Below are 23964 nucleotides of genomic sequence, written 5' to 3'. Positions count from 1 at the left end.
CGTCAGTTCCTCTTCCCATGCCGCCTTTTCCGCTTGCACGGTGGCATAGCGCTCGTCGCGCGTCGCGTCGCAGTCGAGGCTCTTGCCGTCCAGGCGGGACAGGATGGCTTTGGCGGCTGCCTTGGCGTCGCCGCAGATGCCGACGGAGATTTTCTTGACCAGGCCCAGCATCTTGTTGTCCGCGTCGATCTGGATGATCTTCGCGTTTTTCGGCCAGTAATCCATGCCGTGCTGCGGCAAGGTGCCGAACGGGCCCAGGCGCGAGCCTAAGGCGACCACGACGTCGGCCTTGGCGATCAGTTTCATGGCAGCTTTCGAACCTTGATAACCGAGCGGACCGCACCACAGCGGATGGCTGGCGGGGAAGGAATCGTTATGCAGGTAGCTGTTGACGACAGGGGCGCCCAAGCGCTCGGCCAGGGCCTTGCACTCCTCAATCGCTTCGCCCATGACGACGCCGCCGCCCGAGATGATGACGGGGAACTTGGCCTTGGCCAAGAGCTCGGCCGCATCGTTGAGGCTTTGTTCGCCGCCGGCGCCACGGTCCAGGCGGTTCGGTTTTGGAATTTCGGCCTTGATTTCGCCATAAAAATAGTCGCGCGGGATATTCAGCTGCGTCGGGCCCATTTCGGACATGGCGCGGTCAAAGCAGCGGCCCGTGAATTCCGCCATGCGTGCCGGATTGGTCACATGGCCCTGGTACTTCGTGAATTCCTCGAACATCGGCAGCTGGTTCGCTTCCTGGAAGCCGCCCAGGCCCATGCTCATGGTGCCCGTCTCCGGCGTGATGATGACGACGGGCGTATGCGCCCAGTAGGCGGCGGCAATCGCCGTCACGCAATTGCTGATGCCGGGGCCGTTCTGGCCGATGACGACGCCATGGCGGCCCGAGACGCGGGCGTAACCGTCAGCCATGTGGCCGGCGCCCTGCTCATGCACGACGGGGATCAGGCGGATGCCGGCGGGGGCAAAAATGTCCATCGGGTCCATGAAGGCCGAGCCCATGATGCCGAACATGTCGGTCACGCCATTGGCGGCCAGGGTTTCCACGAACGCTTCGGAAGGCGTCATCTTTTGCGGGCCGGTGGGGATGGCCGCTGCGGCGGCGGCTTTTTGGTCGGACAAATCAGTCATGGCTCAGTCTCCTTACGGTTTTATAAAAAATCGGTATATTTTGTTCCGATATTTGAAATACATGCTCAATTTAACGGTTGCGAAATGCGCTGTCAATGAAAACTCATGAAAAATCGGACTGTTTCATTCCTGAATCCGGAATCCATGCATGTGCACCGCTGCTGAAACAACAATGGCGGCTTATCCGCAACAGACAAGCCGCCATCGCTCCCTGCTCCGCCGTGCTTAGAACTTCAACCGCATGCCGGCCGTGAAGGCGCTCGAGTTATGCCCAGGCAAGGGCACGCTGCCGCCGCTTGATGCATCGCCGACGAAATTGGTGCCAGCGCCATCGTTGTTGATGCGCCCGTACGAGGTGTACAGATTCGTGCGCTTGGACAAGGCATAGGTGTAGCCGATGGCCAACTGGCGCCCGCCGCGGCGCGCATTCGTGCGGTCATCCTTCTTGATATAGGACGCCATCACGCTGCCCGCCGCGCCCACGGGGGCCGACGCGCCCAGCATGTAGCTGCGGAAATCCGTGCCCGCGTCATCCTTGTCCGTTTCATAGGCGGCGTGCAGCTTGGCGGGGCCGAAGTCGTAGGTGCCGCCCAGCAAGGTGACCTTCGCCGTGTTCAGCGGCGTGTCCTTGCGGTTGTCATGGGCCAGGGTCAGCACCAGCGGGCCGTTGGCGTAATCGATGGAAAAGTCGATGGTGCGGCCCAGGGTATTGCTGTCCGGCTTTTCGCCGAGGCCAACCATCACGGCGGCCGACAAGCCGTTCACCTTCGGCGTTTCATACATGATGGAATTTTTCGTGCGCAAGCTGGCCACGCTCATCAGGTTGATCGAGGCGCCCGTCATGCCCGTCTCGAAGGGGTCGATATTGTCCAGCGCGGTGAACAGCGGGTTGTGCTGCAAGCCCAGGTTCACGGCGCCGTAGCCGCCCGACAGGCCCACGTAAGCCTTGCGCCCGAACAGGGCGCCCTGGCGGTTGGCACCCGTATCCACGTCGAGACCATTTTCCAGCACGAAATTGGCCTTCAGGTTGTTGCCCAGGTCTTCCGTGCCCTTGAAGCCGATGCGGCTGCCCGACTGCACGCCGGTGGCCAGCTTGGTAACGGAACCGTCAGCGCCGCCGTGTTCGGACGTCAGGCCCGCATCGAGCAAGCCGTACACGGTGACGGACGATTGGGCGCTGGCGTTGCCGGCGAAGAAGGAGGCCAGGATGGCTGCCGCTACGAGTGTGTGATTCATGTCATCTCCAGGTATTGTGGTTTTTATAAACGCTTGAAACGATAAACAACTGCCTTGCTACAAATCGGACTCAGGCGATCAGCCCGGCCATCGGCGACGACGGCGAGGCGCTCATGACGCCTGCTCTTCGGGGCATGCGCCCGGCCAGATAGGCCTCGCGTCCGCCCTGCACTGCCAATTTCATGGCGCGCGCCATGCGTATCGGTTCGCGCGCCGCCGCGATGGCGGTATTCATCAGGATGCCGTCGCAACCGAGTTCCATGGCGATGGCAGCGTCCGACGCCGTGCCCACGCCGGCATCGACCAGCACGGGAACCTGGGCTTGCTCGATGATCAGGGACAAATTCCACGGATTCAGAATGCCCATGCCCGAGCCGATCAATGACGCCAGCGGCATGACGGCGATGCAGCCGATGTCTTCCAGCATGCGCGCCTGGATGGGGTCGTCGCTGCAATACACCATCACCTGAAAACCGTCGCGCACCAGTTCCTGCGCCGCCTTCAATGTTTCCGGCATGTTCGGGAACAGGGTCTTTTCATCGCCGAGCACTTCCAGCTTGCACAGCTGGTGGCCTCCCAGCAGCTCGCGCGCCAGCTGCAAGGTGTAGACGGCGTCGCGCGCGTTGTAGCAGCCGCCCGTGTTGGGCAGGATCGTGTATTTCGATGGCGGTATGAAGTCGAGCAGGTTCGGCTCGCCCTTTTCCTGGCCGATGTTGACCCGGCGGATCGTCACGGTGACAATCTCGGCGCCGCTCTCTTCGATGGCCAATCGCGTTTCCTCGAAATCCTTGTATTTACCCGTGCCCACCAGCAGGCGCGACTGGTAGGTGGTGCCGGCCAGGGTCAGGCCGGTCGGTGGTTGGCTGGGGGTGGCGTCGTCTCTCATCGTGATGCTCTCCTAAGTTGATGTAACTGCGGTACCTCGCGAAGGGTTTCTCCGCAAAACGCAAAATCGACTTCCGGCCGCCGTCCCGACACGAGCTCGGCGATCGCCCTGCCCGCGCCGCAACCCATGGTCCAGCCCAGGGTGCCGTGGCCCGTGTTGAGGAACAGCTGGCGGTAACGCGTGGCGCCGATATACGGCACGTTCGACGGTGTCAGGGGGCGCAAGCCGGCCCAGTAGACGGGATCGCTGTAATCGCAGGCGTGGGGGAACAGCGCCTGCACTCTGCGCGTGATGGCGGCGCAGCGCACGGGGTTCAGTTCACGCGTGTAGCCGCTCAGCTCGCACGTGCCCGCCACGCGCAAGCGCGATCCCAGGCGCGAAAACACCAGCTTGTGGCCGTCGTCCGTCAGCGAGACGGTCGGTGCTCTGGCAGGGTCGAGTATCGGATAGGTAGCCGAGTAACCTTTGCCCGGATACAGCATCAAGCGGATGCCGAGCGGCTGCAGCAGAGGCGCGGAAAAGCTGCCCATGGCCACCACCACGGCGTCCGCATGATCGAAGCGGTGACGGCCGTAGGCATCGATGCATTCCACGCCCGTGATGCGTTCGCCATCCGCCAGCAAGCGCGTCACCGTCGTGCCATACTGAAAATCCACGCCGGCCGCGGCCGCGCGGGCCGCCAAGGCCGTGGTAAACAAATGCACGTCGCCCGACTCGTCGCTGGCCGTGAAATCGCCGCCGACGATCTGGCTGCGTGCATGGCGCAGGGCCGGTTCCAGCCGGATCACTTCATCGGCGCTGACGGTATTGCGCGGGCAGCCCAGCTCGCGCAAGAGCGCGGCGCCCGACTGCGATTTATCGAACTCCTGCTGGTCCGTATAGAAATGCAATATGCCCCGCTCGAGGTGGTCATATTCGATGCCCGTTTCTCGGCGCAACGCTTGCAGGCTCTGGCGGCTGTACTCGGCCAGGGCGACGATCTGGCGCATATTGCGCGAGACCCTCGATGGCAAACATTCGCGCAGGTAATGCAAGGCCCACTGCCATTGCAGCGTATCGAGACGGGGACGGAACAGCAGCGGCGCATCGTCCTTGCCCAGCCAGGTCAAGACTTTGCGCAGGGTGGCGGGATTGGCCCACGGTTCCGCGTGCGAGACGGAAATCTGGCCGCCATTGCCGAAGCTCGTTTCCTGCGCGGCACCCGCCTGGCGCTCGAGCACGCGCACGTCGTGGCCCGCCTGGCGCAAGTACCAGGCCGATGCCGTGCCGACCACGCCGGCGCCGAGGACAAGGATCTTCATGGCGGGCCCGGCTCGCTTAACGGGTCAGCAGGACGGCGATGGCGACAAAGACGGCGATCCACACGGTTTCCATCACCAGCATGATCACGGGACGCCAGCCCAGCGAGGCCAGCGACTGGAACGACGTTTTGACGCCCAGCGCGGCAATGGCGATGACGAGGCAGGCGCGCGAGGCATTGTTGATCCAGCCATTCACTTCCTGCGGAATCAGGCCCAGGCTGTTGGTAATGACGAGCCAGACAAAGCCGATCAGGAAGAAAGGCACGAGCGGCGGCGCATCGACTTCGCTCTTGCCTTCCTTGCGCTTGAACATGATCGACAGGCCCAGCACGACAGGCACGAGGCAAGCGACGCGCGTCAGTTTGACGAAAGTGGCGACGTCGCCCGTATGGTTGCTGACCAGATAGCCGGCGCCCACCACTTGCGCCACGTCATGAATGGTGCCGCCGATGAACACTCCCGCCTCGGTCGGGTCAAAGCCCAGCAGCTTGACCAGCAACGGATAGACGATCATGGCCAAGGTCGACAAGGTCGTCACACCGACCACCGTCAGCAGAGTGAATTTTTCGTTTTCCTTGGTTTGCGGCAGCACGGCGGAAATGGCCAGCGCGGCCGACGCGCCGCAGATGGCGACCGAGCCGCCCGACAAAATCCCTTCCGTGATGGGCCGCTTGAGCCACTTGGCCAGCAAATAGCCGAAGCCCAAAGTCGCCACCAGGCCGCCGACGACGATCAATAACGGCGTCACACCGACCGAGGCGATCTGGTTGAAGGTGATGCGCGCGCCCAGCAGGGCCACGCCCGTGCGCAGCAGCACCTTGCTGCAAAACTCGATGCCGGGCTTGCAGGTGGGGTCAGCGGCGAGGAAATGAAAAGCCAGGCCGAAGAACAGTGCATACAGCAGCTGGGGGCCGCCGTAATTACTGGAAATGAAGGTGGCGGACAGGGCGATCACCAGCGCGATGGCCACGCCGGGCCAGCTGCGCAGCACGGCGCGGGGACGCCAGATGGCGACGGCGGAAGACAGGTAGGGAATGTTCTTGTCGACAACGCGTGTTATCGCTGAGGAGTTGGTTTTCATGCGGGTCCGCTCATAATGTTTTAAAAATTGGGACATTTCATCTCGTTTTTTAATAATACACGATGAGCTAGCGAAGTCCATGCTTTTCCACGAAAATCGAAACCTGATGTTCCGGAAACTGACGTTTTTTACTTTCCAGCGCCGTAAACGACAAGCGGCGCGGCCCTTTGCAGGGACGCGCCGCTCGCTAATGACGAGTTAAACTTTACTTTTTGTTCAAACGGGTAATCAGGCTGGACGTATCGTAACGGTTGCCGCCCGCCTGCTGCACTTCACTGTAAAACTGGTCCGTCAAGGTCGTCACGGGCAAGTCGCTGCCGTTGCGCTTGGCTTCGGCGAGGCAGATACCGAGATCCTTGCGCATCAGGTCGACGGCGAAACCGAAGTCGAACTTGCGTTCGATCATGGTCTTGCCCCGGTTTTCCAGCTGCCACGACTGCGCCGCGCCTTTGGAAATCACGTCGACGACGAGCGCCGCGTCCAGGCCCGCGTTTTCAGCGAAGGCGATGCCTTCGCTCAAGGCCTGCACGAGTCCCGCGATGCAGATCTGGTTGACCATTTTCGTCAACTGGCCGGAACCGGACGCGCCCATATAGGTGACGGCGCGCGAGAACAGGGCGATGACGGGCTCGGCGCGTGCATACGCTTCCGCGTCGCCACCCACCATCACCGTCAGCTTGCCGTTTTCCGCACCAGCCTGGCCGCCGGACACGGGGGCATCGAGGAAGAACACGCTCTTCTCTTTCGCCGCCGCGTGGATGGTGCGCGCCGCTTCGGCCGAGGCCGTCGTATGGTCGATCAGGATGCTGCCCGGCGCCATGGCGGACAGCAAGCCGCCCTCTTCCAAAATGACTTGGTACAGGTCGTTATCGTTGCCGATGCAGGTGAAGACGAACTCGGCGCCGGCAGCGGCGGCCGCCGGCGTGGCGGCGCTGCTGCCCTTGTACTGCTCGAGCCAAGCGGCCGCGCGGGCCGGGTTGCGGTTGTACACGGTGACGTCGTGCCCGCCCGCCGCCAGATGGCCTGCCATGGGGAAGCCCATGACGCCCAAACCGATGAATGCCACTTTTGCCATATTGTCCGTCCTGTCGATGTATGAATCCGATTATTGTTGCACAAATGGCCCGCGCCAGCAGCATCGTGCCGCCAGACGCCAACTCTGGTCGCCATGCATTAGCAATTGGCAAACATCAGCGATTGACATATGCAAGATCAAAATTATCATAAATGATTTATGTTGTATTTTTTTCTATTTAATATTACATTGAACTGGCATTACAAATAAGGAAACTTTTGCCACATCCTTTTCCCAACCCTCGTTAAGGAGTCGATCTTGCAAACCTCACTCACCCGCATGAAAATCATCAGCGCCGCCGCCCTGCTGCTCGCCGCCAGCGTTGCCCACGCAGACATCACGGTCTTCACCAGCCAGTCCGCCTATCTGGCAGCGGCAGGCAATACCAGCGTCGATACCTTTGATGATTTGCCCATCGATGCGCTCGACAGCCCGCTGTTCCGCAATGCCGGCAGCTACGCCTACACGGCAAGCAGCGTTGGCGCCTCGCCCATCCTGTATGGCGCCGGCACGGGCAGCGACAACTGGCTGAGCACGAACAACCGCAACGACAGCGTCGTGTTCTCTAACTTTTCCAGCGCCGTACGCGGTGTGGGGGGATTCTTCTTCGGCTCGAACGCTGCCGGTGGCTATGCCAACGCTCAGAGCATCACTTTGACAGCACGCAATGCGCTGGGCGAGCTGCTCACCTACGAACTGGCATTGCCGACACAGGCATCGTTTGTCGGCTTCCTGTCGACGGGCGCCTTCTCGGACCTGGCCGTCAGCACGGCCGGACAGGTCGGCATCTGGCCAACCATCAATAACCTGTCCGTGTCGGCCGTACCGGAACCAGCCACCTACGGCATGCTGCTGGGCGGTCTGGGCTTGCTGGGCTTCATGGCGCGCCGCCGCCGGGCCAGCCAGCAGTAAGCAAACTGGTGCCTGGTACGGCTGCCGGCAGCCGTACCAGGCCTGCTATCACGACAATATCTCGCGCAAGGCCGCCATCAAGGCCGCGCACTCGCCCACGTTGCCGATGCTGATGCGCAGATACTGGCTGATGCGCGGCGCATTGAAATGGCGCACGATCACGGAACGGGCGCGCAAGCCGGCCGCCAGTGACGCCGCGTCATGCTGCGGGTGGCGGGCAAAGACAAAGTTGGCCACCGACGGCAACACCTCGAAACCCAGCGCCTCCAGGTCCGCCGTCAGCTGCTCGCGGCTGGCGATGACGGCCTGGCGCGTCTGCTGGAAGTACGCTTCGTCGTGCAGCGAGGCGACGGCACCGGCCAGCGCCAGCCGGTCCAGCGGATAGGAATTGAAACTGTTCTTCACACGTTCCAGCGCCTCGATCAGGTCCGGATGCCCGAAGGCACAGCCGACGCGCAAACCGGCCAGCGAACGCGATTTCGAGAACGTCTGCACCACCAGCAAGTTCGGATAACGCCCAACCAGAGCCACGGCGCTCTCGCCGCCGAAATCCACATACGCTTCATCGACCACCACCACGGCATCGGGATGGTCGCGCAACAGGATTTCCACGCCGGCCAGCGGCAAGTCGACACCTGTCGGCGCGTTGGGATTCGGGAAGATGATGGCGCCGCACGGCCCTTGATAGTCTTCCGGACGGATGCGCATGGCATCGTCGAGCGCTACCGTGCGGTAATCGATACCGTACAGCTTGCAATACACGGGATAGAAACTATAGCTGATGTCGGGAAACAGCAGCGGCGCATCGTGCTTGAGCAAGGCCATGAAGGCCAGCGCCAGCACTTCGTCGGAACCGTTGCCGACGAACACTTGCGCACTGTTCAAGCCGTGGTAGTCGGCCAAGGTTTGCTTCAGCTCGCTGGCCGTGGGATCGGGGTAGAGGCGCAGGCTGTCTTCAGTTGCTTCACGCAGCGCAGCCAGGACGTGGGGCGATGGACCGTAGGGGTTTTCGTTGGTGTTGAGTTTGACCAGGTCGGGCAGTTTCGGCTGCTCGCCAGGGATGTAGGGGGTCAGCTCGCTGACGATGTTGCTCCAGAATCGGCTCATTGCTTTTATTGGTGGGGGCGGGATGGGAGGGGGTAGATTACCATAGGCTGAGCGGGGTCAAGGTCGGTGACGACGGCGAGGGGTAGCGTGGATTGCATCGGCATCGGCCGAAGCTGAAGAGGACGCAGCATGAATAGCATGCACAAGCTGAGCGATCCGTGGCTGCGGCCTGACGCGCTGGAGCGACAGGTACGCCAGCGCAAGATCGACGCATGGCTGCAAGTCGCGGCCAGCCTCAGCGAACAGATCGCTGCCGAATTGCAGACTGCAACAGACCAGCTACAGGGCGAAGGAATGCCCGACTTGCAACGCGCGACGGCACTGGCGCAACGCCTGGCGAGGAATAGCAAGGCCATGCACGATACCCTCGGCACACTATTTGACAGCGGTGAAAAATGCGAGGAGCATGAAGTGAAAAGCATGGAGGATTGCGCCATGGAAGAGCAGGCCAACACATTGGGAAAGGACATGGCTGGTGTGAAACTCGACGTTGCTGAGTTGAAGGTGGATGTTGCTGGTATCAAGGTGGATGTTGCGGCTCTGAAAACGGATGTTGCGGGTCTCAAGGTGGATGTTGCCGGCCTGAAAACGGATGTCACTGGTCTCAAGACGGATGTCAGTAATTTGAAAATGGACGTGGCGGTGGTGCGCTCCAATTATGCGACCAAGTCCGATGTGGCTGAGGCGAAGTCGGCTGTCATTCTGTCGTGCGTGGGGACGATAATTGCCATGTCAGGCGTGGCCTTTGCGGTGGCGCGGCTGGTGCACTAGCTTGCCACTGGCTTGCGTTAACGGGGACGCTGGCTTTCAAAGCTGAATGGAGGAAAAAACGCCTTGCGCTGCGCGCTTTGGGCGGTTTTTCTACCTGACCTTGTTGCGCTGGTGGCTTGCATCTGTGGTGGGTATAAAAAAAGCTCCCTTACGGGAGCTTCTTCTATGTATTCTGGCGGAGAGGGTGGGATTCGAACCCACGGTACGATTTAACGTACGCTTGATTTCGAGTCAAGTACATTCGACCACTCTGCCACCTCTCCGTTTACTGCGGTCTATTCATTCAAGCTGGCGTGCCGGTTTGAACGAGGCGCTATTTTAGCATGGGTGTTGCTGGGTTGGGTAGGGGTTTATTGGTGATTTGCAACTGAGGGCTGCAGGTAAATCAAAACCTAGTTGGACGATTCGGGGAGCCTCGCGCGAGTACGCGCTCGTCTTCGAATCCCACGCGTACGCCCCGCAGGGGGCGTACTCCTCTCCGCCGCCACAAATAAAAAAAGCTCCCTTGCGGGAGCTTTCTCTATTTGTTCTGGCGGAGAGGGTGGGATTCGAACCCACGGTACGATTTAACGTACGCTTGATTTCGAGTCAAGTACATTCGACCACTCTGCCACCTCTCCATTTGCTGCGGTCTTTCCCGCATTGCTGCGAGAAGGCAAGATTATAGCAGCCCGCAGCGAAAAGAAAAGGACTATTTTAGGCCTTCAGATGCGTCAGACCGCCCATGTACGGGCGCAGCACGGCCGGGATCTCGACGCTGCCGTCTGCCTGCTGGTAGTTTTCCAGCACGGCCACCAAGGTGCGGCCCACTGCCAGGCCGGAGCCGTTCAGGGTATGCGCCAGTTCCGGCTTGCCGGCGGCGTTGCGGAAACGCGCCTGCATGCGGCGGGACTGGAAGGCTTCGCAGTTCGACAGGGACGAGATTTCGCGGTAGGTGTTTTGCGCCGGCAACCACACTTCCAGGTCGAAGGTCTTGGTAGCGCCGAAACCCATGTCGCCCGTACACAGCGACATCACGCGGTATGGCAGGCCCAGGCGTTGCAGAATCGTTTCCGCATGGCCGACCATTTCGTCCAGCACCTGGTACGAGGTATCCGGATGCACCACTTGCACCATTTCGACTTTATCGAACTGATGCTGGCGGATCATGCCGCGTGTGTCGCGGCCATAGCTGCCCGCTTCCGAACGGAAGCATGGCGTATGGGCCGTCATTTTCAATGGCAATTGATCGAGCGCAAGGATTTCATCGCGGGCGATATTCGTCAGCGACACTTCCGACGTCGGGATCAGGTAGAAGGTCTCGCCCTCGCCTTCAGCGCCGCCTTTTTTCACCGAAAACAGGTCCGCTTCGAATTTCGGCAGCTGGCCCGTGCCGCGCAAGGAATCGGCGTTGACCATGTACGGGGTATAGCATTCCGTGTAGCCGTGCTCGTCCACGTGGGTGTTGAGCATGAATTGCGCCAGCGCGCGGTGCAGACGGGCGATGCCGCCCTTCATGACGGAGAAGCGCGAACCGGTCAGCTTGGTGGCCACTTCGAAGTCGAGGCCCAGCGGGCCGCCCACGTCGACGTGATCCTTGACTTCGAAATCGAAGGCGCGCGGCGTGCCGACCTTGCGCACTTCCACGTTGCCCGACTCGTCCGTGCCCACGGGCGACGATTCGTGCGGCAAATTCGGCACGGCCATGATGAAATCGCTCAGCTTGGCTTGCACCACGGTCAGGGCCGCTTCATCGGCTTTCAGCTCATCGCCCAGGCCGGCCACTTGTGCCATCACGGCCGAGGTGTCTTCCCCCTTGCCTTTCAACATGCCGATTTGCTTGGACAGCGCGTTGCGCTTGCCCTGCAGCTCTTCGGTGCGCGTCTGGATCGCCTTGCGTTCGGCTTCGAGGGCGGTAAAACCTGCCACGTCGAGCTGGAATTTGCGCGTCGCCAGGCGTTCTGCGACGGTGGCGATGTCTTTACGGAGAAGTTGGATATCTATCATGGGTGGATGGCGGTGCCGATGTATCGAAAGCACTCATTGTACCAAGACCCGTTCAGTTCTTTATGAGTTTTGCACATGGCCGGCCATCGTCATGGCGGCATGGCTGGGCACTCGCGCCCGCTTTACATCCAGCGCTTAGATAAAGGCGGCTTTTTCGGCGGCGCTCAAGCGGCGGGCGCTGACGGTGACGACAGGCATCGTGCTGTCGGCAGCCTGGGCGATCACGGTGCTGCTGGCGCTCACTTCCAGAGTGTTCGCGCCGGCGGTGGCGAAGCTGGCGCCGATGGCGATGATGGCGGCGGCGACAAAGGTGATTTCCATGTTTTTCAGTGCGTTCATGATGTGACTCCTGGTTAGTTTGTTTCGTTGACTGCTGCTGGTATGGTGCTACTTTAGCCAACGGCCGCGAACAAGGCCACCGGCTTGCGACCAGCGGCGAAAAACAGGGAGCGAACGGTGAAAAACGGGGACTGAAGCGCGCAGAATAGTTACAAGGCGTCCTTGACGATACGCCCTAAGCGACTGATAGCCTGCTCAATGCGCGGCGTCCACGGATTGCCGCAGTTGAGGCGCAGATAATTGCCGAACTTGCCCGAGGCTGAGAACAACTGGCCCGGCATATACGCCACGCCTTCCGCGATGGCTGGGCCATGCAAGGCCAGCGCATCGATTTGCGGCGGCATCTGCACCCACAGCACGAAACCGCCCTGCGGCTCGGACAGCATGCAGTCCGCCGGAAAGCTGGCCGCCACGGCGTCGGACATGCGGGCGATGCGCTGCACCAGGGTGCGCCGCATCTTGCGCAGTTGCTGGTCGTAGCTGCTGCCCTCCAGAAAATCGGCCAGCACGGCCTGGAAGAAATGGCTGGTGGCGCCGCTCGACACGGTTTTCAGCAAGGCCACTTCCTGCGCGAAGCGGCCGGCCAGCACGTAACCGACGCGCGAGGCAGGGGTAATCGCTTTGGAAAACGAAGAGCACAGCAGCACATTGCCGCTCGTATCGTAGGCTTTCACGGGCCACGGCCGCTGCGGGGCAAAGCACAGGTCGCCATATACATCGTCTTCCACCAGCGGAATATTGAATTCCGACAGCAGCCCCGCCAGCCGCTTCTTGTTTTCTTCCGGCATGACGCAACCGAGGGGATTATTGGCGTTCGGCACGAACAGGCAGGCTTGCACGAGGCCGGCGCGCAAGGCCAGCTCCAGCGCGTCGAGCGACGGCCCCGTCTTCGGGTCGGTGGGAATTTCCAGCGCCTTCATGCCCAGGCTTTCGATCATCTGCAGCAGCACGAAATACGTGGCCGACTCGATGGCAATCGTGTCGCCCGGCCTGGCGACGGCGCGCAGACACAGGCTGATCGCTTCCGTGCAGGAATTCGTCACGACGATCTCGTGCGGATCCAGCTTGCCCCAGTCCAGCGCGCGGCGCGTCACCTGGCGCAGGAAATTGCTTTCGCTGACGTCGTAGCAGCTGACCTTGCTCAATAAAGCGGGCTCGCGCCGCGCCACCGCACTGATGGTGCGCTGCATACGCTTGATCGGCAAGATCTCGTCGGGCGGCCAGGCCGTGCCCAGTTGCACGATATCGGGCGCCTCGTTTTCCTTCAGCACGCGCATCAACAGATTATTGATGCCGACAAAGGCAGGCTCTTTCAAATGCTGGGCGTCCGCACTGCACGGGCGTCGCGGGGCGCGGTGGCGCACGAAATAGCCGGACTGGGGCCGCGCATCGACTTGCCCCCGGTCTTCCATCAGGCGCAAGGCTTGCATCACCGTGCTGACGGAGATGCGCTTTTGCTGCGCCAGGTGGCGGATCGATGGCAGGCGGTCGCCGGGCGCGAAGACGCGCGAGTCGATCAAGGCGCCCAGCTCGTTGGCCAGGTGCTCGTACAGATTCAAATGCGCGCTCATGTTCATCCCTTCAGTATGCGGCTGGCGCGCGTGGCCGGCACAGATACAGTTGCCGAGTTTTTTGACAAGCACAGTGTACGACGAAGTACTCTGTGCTCATGACAATTTCGTTTTCCTGCATCTGCCATGGTTCGCGGCAAGCGCCTAAGCTGTTCCTGTCAGCACAACAGGAGCGATGCCATGCATACCGACCACGAATTACGCAGCGAACGGCCTTTGCGCCTGGAAAAAGCGCACGCCAGGGTCATCGAATGCCTGTCCGGCACGGCGTGGATCACGGCCTACGCCCAGTTCGAGGATTGCGTGCTGCGCAGCGGCGAACGCTATACGATACCGAACGACGGCCTGGTGCTGGTCGAAGCCGTCGGTAGCGGACACATCCGCGTGCATGGGACCGCCGCCCCGCGCCCTGCCCTGCTGCGCTGGCTGAACCTGGCACTGCCTCACACACTGATCACAAGGAATACATGACACAAGCACTACTGCGCGTCCTCGTCACGGGCGCCGCAGGCATCATCGGCACCGCTTTCTGGAAGCGCCGGCACGGGGAATTCTCCCTGCGCCTGGCCGACCTAGGCAAGCTGGCCGAAGCGCCCTGCCCGGCCATTCAGCTTGACGTCGCCGACTATGCCGCCTGCCTGGCTGCCTGCGCCGATATTGACGTGGTGCTGCACCTGGCAGGCGTGCCGCACGCCAGCGCCGATTTCGATACGCAATTGCTGCAGCCGAACATCGTCGGCACGCACAACATCTTCCGCGCGGCACAGAAACAGGGAGTGAAAAGAGTGGTGCTTGCCAGCAGCGCGCAAGCCATCGAAGGCTATCCGCTGGACGTGCAAGTACAGGAAAGCATGCCGGCGCGCCCCGCGAACATGTATGGCGCCAGCAAGGCCTTTGGCGAAGGCGTGGCTTCCGCATTTGCGCACCAGCACGGCATGACGGCGATTGCCGTGCGCATCGCCAACGTGGCCCATTTTTCGCCAGGCCGGCAGCACAGCGCGCGCGACATCGCCGCCTTCATCAGCGAGCGTGACGTGGTGCAATTGCTGGCCCGCTGCGTGACGGCGGACCTACCGGCCGGTTACCACGTCGTGCATGGGGTGTCGGACAACCGCTACAAGCGGCTGTCGATCGCGGCGACGCGCCAGTTGGTCGGCTATGCACCGCAGGACGACGGTTTCAGCCTGCTGGGACTGTAACCTCAGCCCTTGCCGGCTTTCCTGTCCAGCTCGCGCAGCCACGCCAATTTATCGGCGATCTTGCTTTCCAGACCGCGCGGCACGGGCTGATACCAGCCCGGTTCGGCCATGCCGTCCGGGAAGTAGGTTTCACCGGCCGCATACGCATCGGGTTCGTCGTGCGCATAGCGGTAGGCGTGGCCGTAGCCAAGTTCCTTCATCAGCTTCGTCGGTGCATTGCGCAGATGCACGGGCACTTCCTTCGACTTGTCTTTCTTCACAAACGCCATGGCCGTATTGAACGCGTTATAGCCGGCATTGCTTTTCGCGGCAATCGCCAGGTAAATCACGGCCTGGCCCAGCGCCAGCTCGCCTTCGGGCGAACCCAGGCGTTCATACGTTTCCGCCGCGTCATTGACCATGGTCAATGCACGGGGGTCGGCCAGGCCGATGTCTTCCCAAGCCATGCGCACGATGCGCCGCGACAAATAGCGCGGGTCGGCGCCGCCGTCGATCATGCGACAAAACCAGTACAGGGCCGCATCGGGGTTCGAGCCGCGCACGGATTTATGCAGCGCGGAAATCTGGTCATAGAAATTGTCGCCACCCTTGTCGAAGCGGCGCGAATTGAGGGTCAGCGCGTTGTCGACAAAGGCCGCGTCGATCCTGGTCGTACCCGTCGAGCTGGAGGCCGTCTCGGCCTGTTCCAGCAAATTCAGAAACCGCCGCGCATCGCCGTCCGCATAGCCGATCAGGGTATCGGCGGCAGCCTCGTCGAAAGTCAGGTGTGTCAGCGCCGTGGACTGCGCCTTGGCCAGCAACTGTTTCATCTCGTCTTCGTTGAGCGATTTCAATACATACACTTGCGCGCGCGACAGCAGCGCCGAGTTCACTTCGAAGCTGGGGTTTTCCGTCGTCGCGCCGATAAACGTCACCAGGCCCGATTCAACGAAGGGCAGCAAGGCGTCCTGCTGCGACTTGTTGAACCTGTGAATCTCGTCAACAAACAATAACGTGTGCTTGCCGAACTGGTCCAGGCTGTGGCGTGCCTGATCCATGGCCGCACGGATATCTTTTACCCCAGCAAACACGGCCGACAGGGCGATGAACTCGCTGTCGAACGCGTTCGCCATCAGCCGTGCCAGGGTCGTCTTGCCCACGCCGGGCGGCCCCCACAAAATCATCGAATGGGCCTTGCCCGCCTCGAACGCGAGGCGCAGCGGCTTGCCCACGCCCAGCAGATGCGTCTGTCCGATGACTTCGTTCAGGGTGGCTGGCCGCAAGGCTTCGGCCAAGGGCTGGCGCGGTGCGGTGGAAAAGAGATCCGCCATAATATTTACCGGGTAAGAATGCAAAAGCCCCGCATCGCTGCGAGGCCGGTCAACAGCAAGACGTCAACAATCAATTATTGATAACATCCGCGCCCTTGGGCATGACAAATTGAAAGTGATTGGCTGATAAGGCCGGATTTTTCTGGAAGTTCTTGAACGCCAGCACCGACGTCTGCCCGAACGAGTCGCGCAATTCCATCGCTTCCGGCACGCCATTGCGCAAGCCGATGGTGATTTCATCGAACGTCGTGTCCTTGGCTTTCGGTGTCGCTTTCAGCCATTCCAGGCCATCGCGCGTGCCCGCTTCGGCCAGGGTGAAATTCTTTTCCAGGTCGTTGCTACCGAACAAAATCGCCGCTGGCGAGGAACCGAGCGCGTCGCCCAGTTTCTTGACCGTTACCTGGCTCAAGTCCTTGTCGTAGATGTACAGCTTGTCGCCATCGGCTTGCAGCAGCTGCTCGTATGGTTTCAGATAGGTCCAGATGAACTTGCCTGGACGGGCAAACTCGAACGTGCCGCTGGCCGGCGTCGACACTTTCGCCTTGCCGCTGGCGTCCGCCTTCTTGACCTGGCGCTGCACGAACTCGCCCTTGGCCGACTTGGTGCCGGCCGCAAAGCTCTTGAATTGCTCGAGGGCGCTGGCCGAGGCACTGGCCGCGAACAGCAGGCCGCAGGCAACGCTGGCCGCGCCGATCATCATTTTTGCTGCGAAATTCGTGTTCTTCATTCTGTTTACCCTTGTTCACTACTGGCCGCCGGCACCAGGATTTCCCGGTTGCCATTGGATTGCATGGTTGATACCACCCCGCTCTGCTCCATCTGCTCGAGCAGACGGGCGGCGCGGTTGTAGCCGATGCGCAAATGACGCTGCACCAGCGAAATCGAGGCGCGGCGGTTTTTCAGCACCACCGCCACCGCCTGGTCGTACAGGGCATCGGCCTCGCCGCCGCCCTCGCCCGGCACGCCGCCTTCGGCGCCGTCGCCTTCCAGGGTGCCGCCTTCGAGGATACCCTCGATGTAATTCGGTTCGCCCTGCAGCTTCAAATGGCTGACGACTCTGTGGACTTCTTCATCGGACACGAACGCGCCGTGCACACGCATCGGCAAACCCGTGCCGGGCGGCATGTACAGCATGTCGCCCATGCCCAGCAGGGTTTCCGCGCCCATCTGGTCGAGAATGGTGCGCGAGTCGATCTTCGACGAGACCTGGAACGCGATACGCGTCGGGATGTTCGCCTTGATCAAGCCCGTGATCACGTCTACAGATGGGCGCTGCGTGGCCAGAATCAAGTGCAAGCCGGCGGCGCGCGCCTTTTGCGCGATACGCGCGATCAATTCCTCGACTTTTTTACCCACCACCATCATCAGATCGGCCAGCTCGTCGATGATGATGACGATGGTCGGCAGTTTTTCCAGCGGCTCCGGCGAATCCGGCGTCAGGCTGAACGGGTTCGGGATATGTTCTTCGCGCTTTTTCGCGTCGGCAATCTTCGCGTTGTAGCCGGCCAGGTTACGCACGCCCATCTTGCTCATCAGCTTGTAGCGGCGCTCCATCTCGTTCACGGCCCAGTTCAGCGCGTGGCCGGCCTGGCGCATGTCGGTCACCACGGGCGCCAGCAAGTGCGGAATGCCTTCATAGACGGACATTTCCAGCATCTTCGGATCGATGAGGATCAGCCGCACGTCGAGCGGGTCGGATTTGTACAGCAGCGACAAAATCGTCGCGTTGATGCCCACGGATTTACCGGAACCGGTGGTACCGGCCACCAGCAAGTGGGGCATTTTCGCCAGGTCGGCCACGACGGGCTTGCCCGCGATATCCTTGCCCAGCGCAATCGTCAGGCTGGACACGCCATCGTTGTAGACCTTGGAGCCGAGGATTTCCGTCAGGCGCACGATCTGGCGCTTGGTGTTCGGCAGCTCCAGCGCCATGTAATTCTTGCCGGGAATGGTTTCCACGACCCTGATCGACGTCAGGGACAGCGAACGGGCCAAGTCGCGCGCCAGGCCCACGATCTGGCTACCCTTCACGCCTGTGGCCGGCTCGATTTCATAGCGCGTGACGACGGGGCCGGGGTAAGCGGCCACTACCTTGGCATCGACGCCAAAGTCCGACAATTTCTTTTCGATCAGGCGGCTCGTGAATTCCAGCGTTTCCACGGAAACCGTTTCCACCACGGGCGGCGCTTCATCGAGCAAGGACAGCGGCGGCAGCTTGCCATCGCCCAGGTTCTCGAACAGATGGGCCTGGCGTTCCTTTTCCACGCGCTCCGATTTCACGACCGTCACCACCTGCGGTTCGATCTTCACGGGCGGCGCGGCCACGTGTTTCTCTACATGCTTGGCCCGTTCGATCACCACCACTTCGTCGCGGCGCACGGCGGCCACTTCGCCCTGGCGGCGGTCTTCGCGGTCCTGGTAGCGCAGCACGAACCAGTTGACGGCGTCTTCGATGGCGCCGCCGATGCGCTCGGCCACTTGCAACCACGACACGTGGAAGAACAGGCTAAAGCCCAGGCCGAACAGCAGCAACAGCAGCAAGGTCGCGCCCGTGAAGCCAAAGGCCACATGGGCCGAGTGGCCCACCAGCTGGCCCAGCACGCCGCCCGGGTCGCGCGGCAGCTGCACGTGCAAACTTTTTGCCATGCGCAGGTATTCGAGGCCCATGCTGCCAATCAGCATGATGGAAAAGCCGACGATGCGGATCAGCATCTCGACATGGTGCTCGCGCTCCACCTCTTCCTCTTCCAGCAGGAAGCGCTTGCTCAGCCGGCGATAGCCATGCCACACCGTGCGCAGCAGCCACACGCACCACCACCAGGCGGAAAAGCCGAAGATATACAGCAGCAAATCGGAGAAGGTCGCGCCGAGCTTGCCGCCCAGGTTGGCCACCTTGTCGACGTTGGTGGCGTGCGACCAGCCGGGGTCGAGCTTGTTGAAGCTGGCCAGGATCAGCACGAAATACAAGGCAAACGCGGCCAGCGCGAACCAGCGCGCCTCGGACAGCAGCCGCACCAGCCGGTTGGGCAGGGGCCGGCGTTCGACCGGTTTTCGGGTGTAGCTATTTTGATTGGCCTGGGCTGGTTTAGTCATTCTGGGAAGCGCTGCAAGGTGAAAAATGTTTCTGAAAGGGAATTTCCCATAATAAGGAAGTATTCTAAGCCATATATGCCCCGGACGGCCCCACGATTCGTCGCTACAGGCGGCTTGGTCTATAATCGTGGATTGCTTGCGCAAGCGCAATACGCCCTTGTTCTTCGCGCGTATGCCCCCAATTCGGATAGACCCCACTCATAGAGAAGCCTCCCATGACCACTACCAAACACGCCCGCGTTTTGATCCTCGGCTCCGGCCCAGCCGGCTACAGCGCCGCCGTCTACGCCGCCCGCGCCAACTTGAACCCGATGCTGGTCACCGGCGTGGAACAAGGCGGCCAGTTGATGACCACCACCGACGTGGAAAACTGGCCTGGCGACCCGATGGGCGTGCAAGGCCCGGACCTGATGCAGCGCTTGTTGCAGCATGCCGAGCGTTTCAATACGGAAATCGTGTTTGACCACATCCACACGACGTTCCTGAATGAAAAACCGATCCGCCTGAAGGGCGACAGCCACGAATACACGTGCGACACCCTGATCATCGCCACGGGCGCGTCCGCGCAATACCTGGGCCTGCCATCGGAAGCGGAATTCATGGGCAAGGGCGTGTCCGCCTGTGCCACCTGCGATGGTTTCTTCTACCGCAACCAGGAAGTGGCCGTCGTCGGCGGCGGCAACACGGCCGTCGAAGAAGCGCTGTACCTGTCGAACATCGCCAATAAAGTTACGCTGATCCACCGCCGCGACAAGTTCCGCGCGGAAGCCATCCTGATCGACCGCCTGAACGCCAAGGTTGCCGAAGGCAAGATTGTGTTGAAATATAACCACACTCTGGACGAAGTGACGGGCAACGAAGGCGGCGTGACGGGCTTGAACATCAAGTCGACCATCGACGGCAAAGTCGAAGCGTTGAGTGTGCATGGCGTGTTCATCGCCATCGGCCACAAGCCGAACACGGGCATATTCGAAGGCCAGCTGGACATGCACAACGGCTACATCAAGACCAAGACGGGCCTGGAAGGCATGGCCACCGCCACCAGCGCGCCAGGCGTGTTTGCCGCCGGCGACGTGCAAGACCACATCTACCGCCAGGCCATCACCAGCGCCGGCACGGGTTGCATGGCAGCACTGGACGCCCAGCGCTACCTGGAAGGCCAGGAGTAAGCGTCGCATGGCGTCGATGAAAGACTTTGCCGACCTGAAAGCGGTCAGCAAGCAACTCAAGGAGCAGGCCGATGCGCGCGCCCAGGCTGAAGCGGAGCGCGCCAGGCAGGTCAAGGTTCAGGCCGTGGAGAGCAATCTGTTCAAGGCCAGCATCGGCGGCGTCAAGCGCCTGCCCGAGGCGGACCGCTACGTGCCCAGCCTGCCCAAGACGGGCGCCATGGCGGCCCAGCAGCCGGCGCGCAAGTTGTCCCCGGAAGAGGACGATGCAGCCGTGCTGCGCGAGTCGCTGTCGGACTTGTTCGAAGTCGACCATTACCTGGAAAACGATCCTGCCCTGAACTACGCCCGCCCCGGCGTGGGACCGGACGTGGTGAAAAAGATGCGCAAGGGCCACTGGCCCATCCAGGATGAGCTGGACTTGCACGGCTTGCGCCGCGACGAGGCGCGCGACGGCATCGGCGCCTTTTTGAACCAGGCGACGCGGCGCAAGCTGCGCTGTGTGCGCGTGATTCACGGCAAGGGTTTTGGCTCGAAAGGCCAGGAACCGGTGTTGAAATCGATGGTGCACAGCTGGCTCGTGCAAAAGGATGAAGTCATCGCCTTTTGCCAGGCGCGCCGCTCCGAAGGGGGCGATGGCGCGCTCGTCGTATTGCTTTCTTCCGCCCTGCAGCCCATCCGCTGAACACCGCAGCAAGAAATCACAATTCAGTAACAAGTTAGCTCTCGCACACGGCCCCGTTTGTCACCATTCGGGGCCGTGTCATGTTAACCTGTGACAATTATTTCCTGCTCAAGCGCTCCACCCATGATGCCACCCCAATTGCCGCCTGGCTCGCTGATCAAGATCATTGAGGTCATCGCCATCCTGGTGGGCGCGTTTTCCGGCTTCATCGAAGCGCGCCGCAAGCGCATGGACCTGGTCGGCGTGTTCGTCGTGGCCTTCATCACGGCATTCGGCGGGGGCACCTTGCGCGACATCCTGCTCGACAAGCGCCCATTGTTCTGGGTTTCGCACCAGGAATACGCGATTCTCATCTTCGTGCTAGCCCTGACGGCCGCGCCCTTGATCCAGCATTTGCGCCAAATCGTCTCGGAACGCCTGATCGTCATCGCCGACGCCATCGGCCTGGGCATGTTCGCCATCGCGGGCGTGGCCGAAGCGACGCGCGCCGGCATGCCGCTGTTCATCGCGTCGATGATGGGGGTGATTACGGGGATTTTTGGCGGCGTGATGCGCGACATCGTCTGCAACGAAGTGCCGATGGTGTTCCGCGACGGCAAACCGTACGCGATCTGCGCGTTTTTCGGCTGCTGGGCTTATTTATTGCAGATGCACTTCGGCGCCGAGCACGACTTCGCGCTGTGGACCAGCGCCAGCGGCATCACGATCTTGCGCCTGATTTGCTGGAAATTCGACATGCGCCTGGGGCGCTGATGCGTCAACCGGCAACGTTGTTGGCGGCGCATGTCGGCTTACGCGCTGGCGCGCTAACCCGACCTACAGCCAGATAAGCGATATATTGCGTAGGTCGGATTAGGTCCGAAGGACCGTAATCCGACACCATTGCTGGCCCAGACTTACACCGCGTCCGGACCGGTCTCACCCGTGCGGATACGGATCACCTGCTCCACGTCGCGCACGAATATCTTGCCATCGCCAATCTTGCCCGTGCGGGCTGCCTTGATGATGGCGTCGACCACCAGTTCCGACACGCTGTCGTCCACCACCACTTCGACTTTCACCTTCGGCAGAAAGTCGACCACGTACTCGGCGCCACGGTACAGCTCGGTATGGCCCTTCTGGCGGCCAAATCCCTTCACTTCCGTCACGGTCAAGCCCGTCACGTTCACATCGGCCAAGGCCTCGCGTACTTCGTCGAGCTTGAATGGTTTGATGATGGCGGTAATCTGTTTCATGGCTTTCTCCTTATTGATAATCGACAATTCTTCACCAACTGGCTTAACGGGACCCCGCAAAACCGTAGCGAGCAAGTTCAATACCGGGCTGAGTAGCGGAGCCGTACTTTAAGTACGGTGAGCAACGGATGCCCGGTAGTGAGCTGCGCAGTAGGTTTGGCGGGGTTCCCCTCGTTATTCGTAGAACTTCGACGTAATCGGGTAGCGCCAGTCGCGGCCGAAGCCACGGTGCGTGACGCGGATGCCCACGGGCGACTGGCGCCGCTTGTATTCATTGATCTTGATCAGGCGCGTGATTTTCGCCACGTCGGCCGGCGGGTAGCCAGCCTCGATAATGTCGGCGATCGGCCGGTTTTCTTCCATGTACAGCTGCATGATGCCGTCGAGTACGTCGTATGGCGGCAAGGAATCCTGATCCAGCTGGTCGGCGCGCAATTCAGCCGACGGTCCACGCGTCAGGATGCGCTCGGGTATCACGTCCGACACGCTGTTGCGGTACGCGCACAGCCGGTACACAAGGGTCTTGGCGATATCCTTGATCACGGCAAAGCCGCCCGCCATGTCGCCGTACAGGGTGCAATAACCGACAGCCATCTCGCTCTTGTTGCCCGTCGTCAGCACGATACTGCCATGCTTGTTCGACAGGGCCATCAGCAAGGTGCCGCGGATGCGCGCCTGGATGTTTTCTTCCGTCGCATCTTCCGCCAGTCCGGCGAACTCGTCAGCCAGGGTGGCGCGGAAGGCATCGAAGGTGTGCTTGATCGGAATTTCATCGTAGCGCACATTAAGGCGTTTTACCATGTCGCGTGAATCGATCCACGAGATATCGGCCGTAAATTGCGATGGCATCATGACGGCGCGCACCTTGTCGGCGCCCAGCGCATCGACGGCGATCGCCAAGGTCAGGGCGGAATCGACACCGCCCGACATACCGATCAGTACGCCAGGGAAACCGTTCTTGCCGATATAGTCGCGCACGCCCAGCACCAGTGCCTGGTACACCTGCGCCTCGGTGGTCAACGGCGTGGCCAGCGACTGCGGCGCGGGCGTGGCGCCGTCGAACTCGACCAGTTGCAAGTCTTCCTCGAAGTGGCGCAGCTGGGCGCACATCGTGCCTGCCGCATCCATGACGAACGAGTCGCCATCGAAAATCAGTTCATCCTGGCCACCGACCAGGTTCGCGTACACGAGGGCCATGCCTTGCGCGCTGACATTCTTGCGCATGGTGTCATAGCGCAGATGCTGCTTGTTCATGTGGTACGGCGAGCCGTTCGGCACCAGCAGCACTTGCGCGCCGGCCGCGCGGGCGCGCATCGGCGCGTGCTCGAACCACGTGTCTTCACAGATATTGATGCCGAAACGCACACCCTTCACGCCAAACACGAATGCCTGGTCCGACGACGTGAAGTAACGCTTTTCATCGAACACGGTCGTGTTCGGCAAATCATGCTTGCGGTAGGTGCCCAGCACTTCGCCGTTCAGCAGCACGGAGGCGGCATTGTGGCGCACGCCCTTCTCGTCTTGCAGGGGCAAACCCACCACCACGTGCAAATCCTTGAACTGGGCCAGGTCGGCAGCCAGTCCCGCAAACGCTTCCTGCGTTTTTGCGTAGAATGCATTGCGCAGCAATAAGTCCTCGGGTGGATAGCCGACCAGCGACAATTCCGGCGTGAGCACGATATCGGCGCCCGCTTCAAAGGCGCGGCGGGAAAGGTCGAAGATCTTGGCACGGTTGCCGGCCAGATCGCCGACCGTACTATTCATTTGAGCAATTGCGACTTTGACTGTCATGATGATGATGGATATTTTCGTTCTATTAAACAAGACAGGGGCGCGCAGGCCGGTGGCGGCGCCCCGAGAGTGATGAATGCACACTA

General features: G+C 61.2%; 22 protein-coding genes and 2 tRNA genes. 7 read left to right on the top strand and 17 right to left on the bottom strand.

The annotated features are described in order from the left end of the window. From ACQ4WO_RS27600 to ACQ4WO_RS27575, 6 genes are all read right to left on the bottom strand, one after another. Positions 1–1134: sulfoacetaldehyde acetyltransferase (locus tag ACQ4WO_RS27600; RefSeq protein WP_436484072.1), on the bottom strand; the 1134-nt coding region annotated here is incomplete at its 3' end. A gap of 225 nt (positions 1135–1359) precedes the next feature. Beyond that, the gene (locus tag ACQ4WO_RS27595; RefSeq protein ID WP_436484071.1) at positions 1360–2370 is read right to left on the bottom strand and encodes a porin; all 1011 of its coding nucleotides are present in this window, start codon (positions 2368–2370) and stop codon (positions 1360–1362) included. A 70-nt stretch (positions 2371–2440) separates the two neighbouring features. Beyond that, positions 2441–3256, bottom strand: coding sequence for a thiazole synthase (locus ACQ4WO_RS27590; protein ID WP_436484070.1), 816 nt, complete (start codon positions 3254–3256; stop codon positions 2441–2443). Continuing rightward, positions 3253–4557 (bottom strand): D-amino acid dehydrogenase, encoded by a 1305-nt coding sequence (locus ACQ4WO_RS27585; protein ID WP_436484069.1) that lies wholly within the window; start codon positions 4555–4557, stop codon positions 3253–3255. The genes ACQ4WO_RS27590 and ACQ4WO_RS27585 overlap by 4 nt, the downstream gene beginning before the upstream one ends. Before the next feature lie 16 nt (positions 4558–4573). Continuing rightward, complete coding sequence (locus ACQ4WO_RS27580) at positions 4574–5638, bottom strand: YeiH family protein (RefSeq protein ID WP_436484068.1); 1065 nt, start codon at positions 5636–5638, stop codon at positions 4574–4576. 205 nt (positions 5639–5843) lie between these two features. Next, positions 5844–6713, bottom strand: a complete 870-nt coding sequence (locus ACQ4WO_RS27575) for an NAD(P)-dependent oxidoreductase (protein ID WP_436484067.1) — start codon at positions 6711–6713, stop codon at positions 5844–5846. A gap of 258 nt (positions 6714–6971) precedes the next feature. On the opposite strand from ACQ4WO_RS27575, the gene ACQ4WO_RS27570 reads away from it, so the two are divergent. Next, complete coding sequence (locus tag ACQ4WO_RS27570; RefSeq protein WP_436484066.1) at positions 6972–7625, top strand: PEP-CTERM sorting domain-containing protein; 654 nt, start codon at positions 6972–6974, stop codon at positions 7623–7625. Between the two features lie 48 nt (positions 7626–7673). Here ACQ4WO_RS27570 and hisC read toward each other — a convergent pair whose 3' ends face one another. After that, positions 7674–8732, bottom strand: a complete 1059-nt coding sequence (hisC, locus tag ACQ4WO_RS27565; protein ID WP_436484065.1) for a histidinol-phosphate transaminase — start codon at positions 8730–8732, stop codon at positions 7674–7676. Between the two features lie 129 nt (positions 8733–8861). Between hisC and ACQ4WO_RS27560 the strand changes: the two genes are divergently transcribed. Further along, the gene (locus tag ACQ4WO_RS27560; protein ID WP_436484064.1) at positions 8862–9503 is read left to right on the top strand and encodes a hypothetical protein; all 642 of its coding nucleotides are present in this window, start codon (positions 8862–8864) and stop codon (positions 9501–9503) included. Positions 9504–9676: 173 nt separating this feature from the next. Here ACQ4WO_RS27560 and ACQ4WO_RS27555 read toward each other — a convergent pair. The 5 genes from ACQ4WO_RS27555 to ACQ4WO_RS27535 form a co-directional block, all read right to left on the bottom strand. Beyond that, a tRNA-Ser gene (locus ACQ4WO_RS27555) sits at positions 9677–9766 on the bottom strand. Positions 9767–10033: 267 nt separating this feature from the next. After that, positions 10034–10123, bottom strand: a tRNA-Ser gene (locus tag ACQ4WO_RS27550). Positions 10124–10199: 76 nt separating this feature from the next. Beyond that, positions 10200–11489 (bottom strand): serine--tRNA ligase, encoded by a 1290-nt coding sequence (gene serS / locus ACQ4WO_RS27545; RefSeq protein WP_436484063.1) that lies wholly within the window; start codon positions 11487–11489, stop codon positions 10200–10202. Positions 11490–11624: 135 nt separating this feature from the next. Continuing rightward, a complete protein-coding gene (locus ACQ4WO_RS27540) occupies positions 11625–11828 on the bottom strand; it encodes a hypothetical protein (protein WP_070304037.1) in 204 nt (67 codons plus the stop codon). 149 nt (positions 11829–11977) lie between these two features. Further along, a complete protein-coding gene (locus ACQ4WO_RS27535; protein WP_436484062.1) occupies positions 11978–13399 on the bottom strand; it encodes an aminotransferase-like domain-containing protein in 1422 nt (473 codons plus the stop codon). A 180-nt stretch (positions 13400–13579) separates the two neighbouring features. Here ACQ4WO_RS27535 and ACQ4WO_RS27530 point away from each other — a divergent pair, with 180 nt between their 5' ends. Both ACQ4WO_RS27530 and ACQ4WO_RS27525 read left to right on the top strand, forming a co-directional pair. Continuing rightward, positions 13580–13870 (top strand): DUF2917 domain-containing protein, encoded by a 291-nt coding sequence (locus tag ACQ4WO_RS27530; protein ID WP_051991977.1) that lies wholly within the window; start codon positions 13580–13582, stop codon positions 13868–13870. Continuing rightward, the gene (locus ACQ4WO_RS27525; RefSeq protein WP_436484061.1) at positions 13867–14598 is read left to right on the top strand and encodes an NAD-dependent epimerase/dehydratase family protein; all 732 of its coding nucleotides are present in this window, start codon (positions 13867–13869) and stop codon (positions 14596–14598) included. The genes ACQ4WO_RS27530 and ACQ4WO_RS27525 overlap by 4 nt, the downstream gene beginning before the upstream one ends. Before the next feature lie 2 nt (positions 14599–14600). Here the strand turns inward: ACQ4WO_RS27525 and ACQ4WO_RS27520 are convergent, their stop codons facing one another. From ACQ4WO_RS27520 to ACQ4WO_RS27510, 3 genes are all read right to left on the bottom strand, one after another. Continuing rightward, positions 14601–15908 carry a replication-associated recombination protein A gene (locus ACQ4WO_RS27520; RefSeq protein WP_436484060.1) on the bottom strand — a complete coding sequence of 436 codons (1308 nt, stop codon included), beginning with the start codon at positions 15906–15908 and terminating at the stop codon, positions 14601–14603. A gap of 70 nt (positions 15909–15978) precedes the next feature. After that, positions 15979–16635: an outer membrane lipoprotein chaperone LolA gene (gene lolA, locus ACQ4WO_RS27515; protein WP_436484059.1), complete on the bottom strand. Its 657-nt coding sequence runs from the start codon at positions 16633–16635 to the stop codon at positions 15979–15981. A gap of 5 nt (positions 16636–16640) precedes the next feature. Then, positions 16641–19001: a DNA translocase FtsK gene (locus ACQ4WO_RS27510; protein WP_070304042.1), complete on the bottom strand. Its 2361-nt coding sequence runs from the start codon at positions 18999–19001 to the stop codon at positions 16641–16643. A gap of 215 nt (positions 19002–19216) precedes the next feature. On the opposite strand from ACQ4WO_RS27510, the gene trxB reads away from it, so the two are divergent. The 3 genes from trxB (at position 19217) to ACQ4WO_RS27495 (ending at position 21605) form a co-directional block, all read left to right on the top strand. Further along, positions 19217–20170 carry a thioredoxin-disulfide reductase gene (gene trxB / locus ACQ4WO_RS27505; protein WP_034758671.1) on the top strand — a complete coding sequence of 318 codons (954 nt, stop codon included), beginning with the start codon at positions 19217–19219 and terminating at the stop codon, positions 20168–20170. A gap of 7 nt (positions 20171–20177) precedes the next feature. Next, positions 20178–20852: a Smr/MutS family protein gene (locus ACQ4WO_RS27500; RefSeq protein ID WP_436484058.1), complete on the top strand. Its 675-nt coding sequence runs from the start codon at positions 20178–20180 to the stop codon at positions 20850–20852. A 123-nt stretch (positions 20853–20975) separates the two neighbouring features. After that, complete coding sequence (locus tag ACQ4WO_RS27495) at positions 20976–21605, top strand: trimeric intracellular cation channel family protein (protein WP_034758680.1); 630 nt, start codon at positions 20976–20978, stop codon at positions 21603–21605. 143 nt (positions 21606–21748) lie between these two features. Here ACQ4WO_RS27495 and ACQ4WO_RS27490 read toward each other — a convergent pair whose 3' ends face one another. Further along, positions 21749–22087 carry a P-II family nitrogen regulator gene (locus ACQ4WO_RS27490; RefSeq protein WP_034758685.1) on the bottom strand — a complete coding sequence of 113 codons (339 nt, stop codon included), beginning with the start codon at positions 22085–22087 and terminating at the stop codon, positions 21749–21751. 174 nt (positions 22088–22261) lie between these two features. Further along, positions 22262–23878, bottom strand: a complete 1617-nt coding sequence (locus ACQ4WO_RS27485; RefSeq protein WP_436484057.1) for an NAD+ synthase — start codon at positions 23876–23878, stop codon at positions 22262–22264. Positions 23879–23964 lie beyond the last annotated feature (86 nt).

The organism is Janthinobacterium aestuarii (assembly GCF_051380835.1).
Classification (GTDB): domain Bacteria; phylum Pseudomonadota; class Gammaproteobacteria; order Burkholderiales; family Burkholderiaceae_D; genus Janthinobacterium; species Janthinobacterium aestuarii.
This window is presented reverse-complemented; position numbering and strand designations above follow the sequence as displayed.

Excerpts from the sequence above, each read along its gene's own strand:
- ACQ4WO_RS27595 (WP_436484071.1), bottom strand. The coding sequence starts at position 2,370 with ATGAATCACACACTCGTAGCGGCAGCCATCCTGGCCTCCTTCTTCGCC.
- ACQ4WO_RS27590 (WP_436484070.1), bottom strand. The coding sequence starts at position 3,256 with ATGAGAGACGACGCCACCCCCAGCCAACCACCGACCGGCCTGACCCTG.
- ACQ4WO_RS27585 (WP_436484069.1), bottom strand. The coding sequence starts at position 4,557 with ATGAAGATCCTTGTCCTCGGCGCCGGCGTGGTCGGCACGGCATCGGCC.
- ACQ4WO_RS27580 (WP_436484068.1), bottom strand. The coding sequence starts at position 5,638 with ATGAAAACCAACTCCTCAGCGATAACACGCGTTGTCGACAAGAACATT.
- ACQ4WO_RS27575 (WP_436484067.1), bottom strand. The coding sequence starts at position 6,713 with ATGGCAAAAGTGGCATTCATCGGTTTGGGCGTCATGGGCTTCCCCATG.
- hisC (WP_436484065.1), bottom strand. The coding sequence starts at position 8,732 with ATGAGCCGATTCTGGAGCAACATCGTCAGCGAGCTGACCCCCTACATC.
- ACQ4WO_RS27560 (WP_436484064.1), top strand. The coding sequence starts at position 8,862 with ATGAATAGCATGCACAAGCTGAGCGATCCGTGGCTGCGGCCTGACGCG.
- serS (WP_436484063.1), bottom strand. The coding sequence starts at position 11,489 with ATGATAGATATCCAACTTCTCCGTAAAGACATCGCCACCGTCGCAGAA.
- ACQ4WO_RS27540 (WP_070304037.1), bottom strand. The coding sequence starts at position 11,828 with ATGAACGCACTGAAAAACATGGAAATCACCTTTGTCGCCGCCGCCATC.
- ACQ4WO_RS27535 (WP_436484062.1), bottom strand. The coding sequence starts at position 13,399 with ATGAGCGCGCATTTGAATCTGTACGAGCACCTGGCCAACGAGCTGGGC.
- ACQ4WO_RS27530 (WP_051991977.1), top strand. The coding sequence starts at position 13,580 with ATGCATACCGACCACGAATTACGCAGCGAACGGCCTTTGCGCCTGGAA.
- ACQ4WO_RS27525 (WP_436484061.1), top strand. The coding sequence starts at position 13,867 with ATGACACAAGCACTACTGCGCGTCCTCGTCACGGGCGCCGCAGGCATC.
- ACQ4WO_RS27520 (WP_436484060.1), bottom strand. The coding sequence starts at position 15,908 with ATGGCGGATCTCTTTTCCACCGCACCGCGCCAGCCCTTGGCCGAAGCC.
- lolA (WP_436484059.1), bottom strand. The coding sequence starts at position 16,635 with ATGAAGAACACGAATTTCGCAGCAAAAATGATGATCGGCGCGGCCAGC.
- ACQ4WO_RS27510 (WP_070304042.1), bottom strand. The coding sequence starts at position 19,001 with ATGACTAAACCAGCCCAGGCCAATCAAAATAGCTACACCCGAAAACCG.
- trxB (WP_034758671.1), top strand. The coding sequence starts at position 19,217 with ATGACCACTACCAAACACGCCCGCGTTTTGATCCTCGGCTCCGGCCCA.
- ACQ4WO_RS27500 (WP_436484058.1), top strand. The coding sequence starts at position 20,178 with ATGGCGTCGATGAAAGACTTTGCCGACCTGAAAGCGGTCAGCAAGCAA.
- ACQ4WO_RS27495 (WP_034758680.1), top strand. The coding sequence starts at position 20,976 with ATGATGCCACCCCAATTGCCGCCTGGCTCGCTGATCAAGATCATTGAG.
- ACQ4WO_RS27490 (WP_034758685.1), bottom strand. The coding sequence starts at position 22,087 with ATGAAACAGATTACCGCCATCATCAAACCATTCAAGCTCGACGAAGTA.
- ACQ4WO_RS27485 (WP_436484057.1), bottom strand. The coding sequence starts at position 23,878 with ATGACAGTCAAAGTCGCAATTGCTCAAATGAATAGTACGGTCGGCGAT.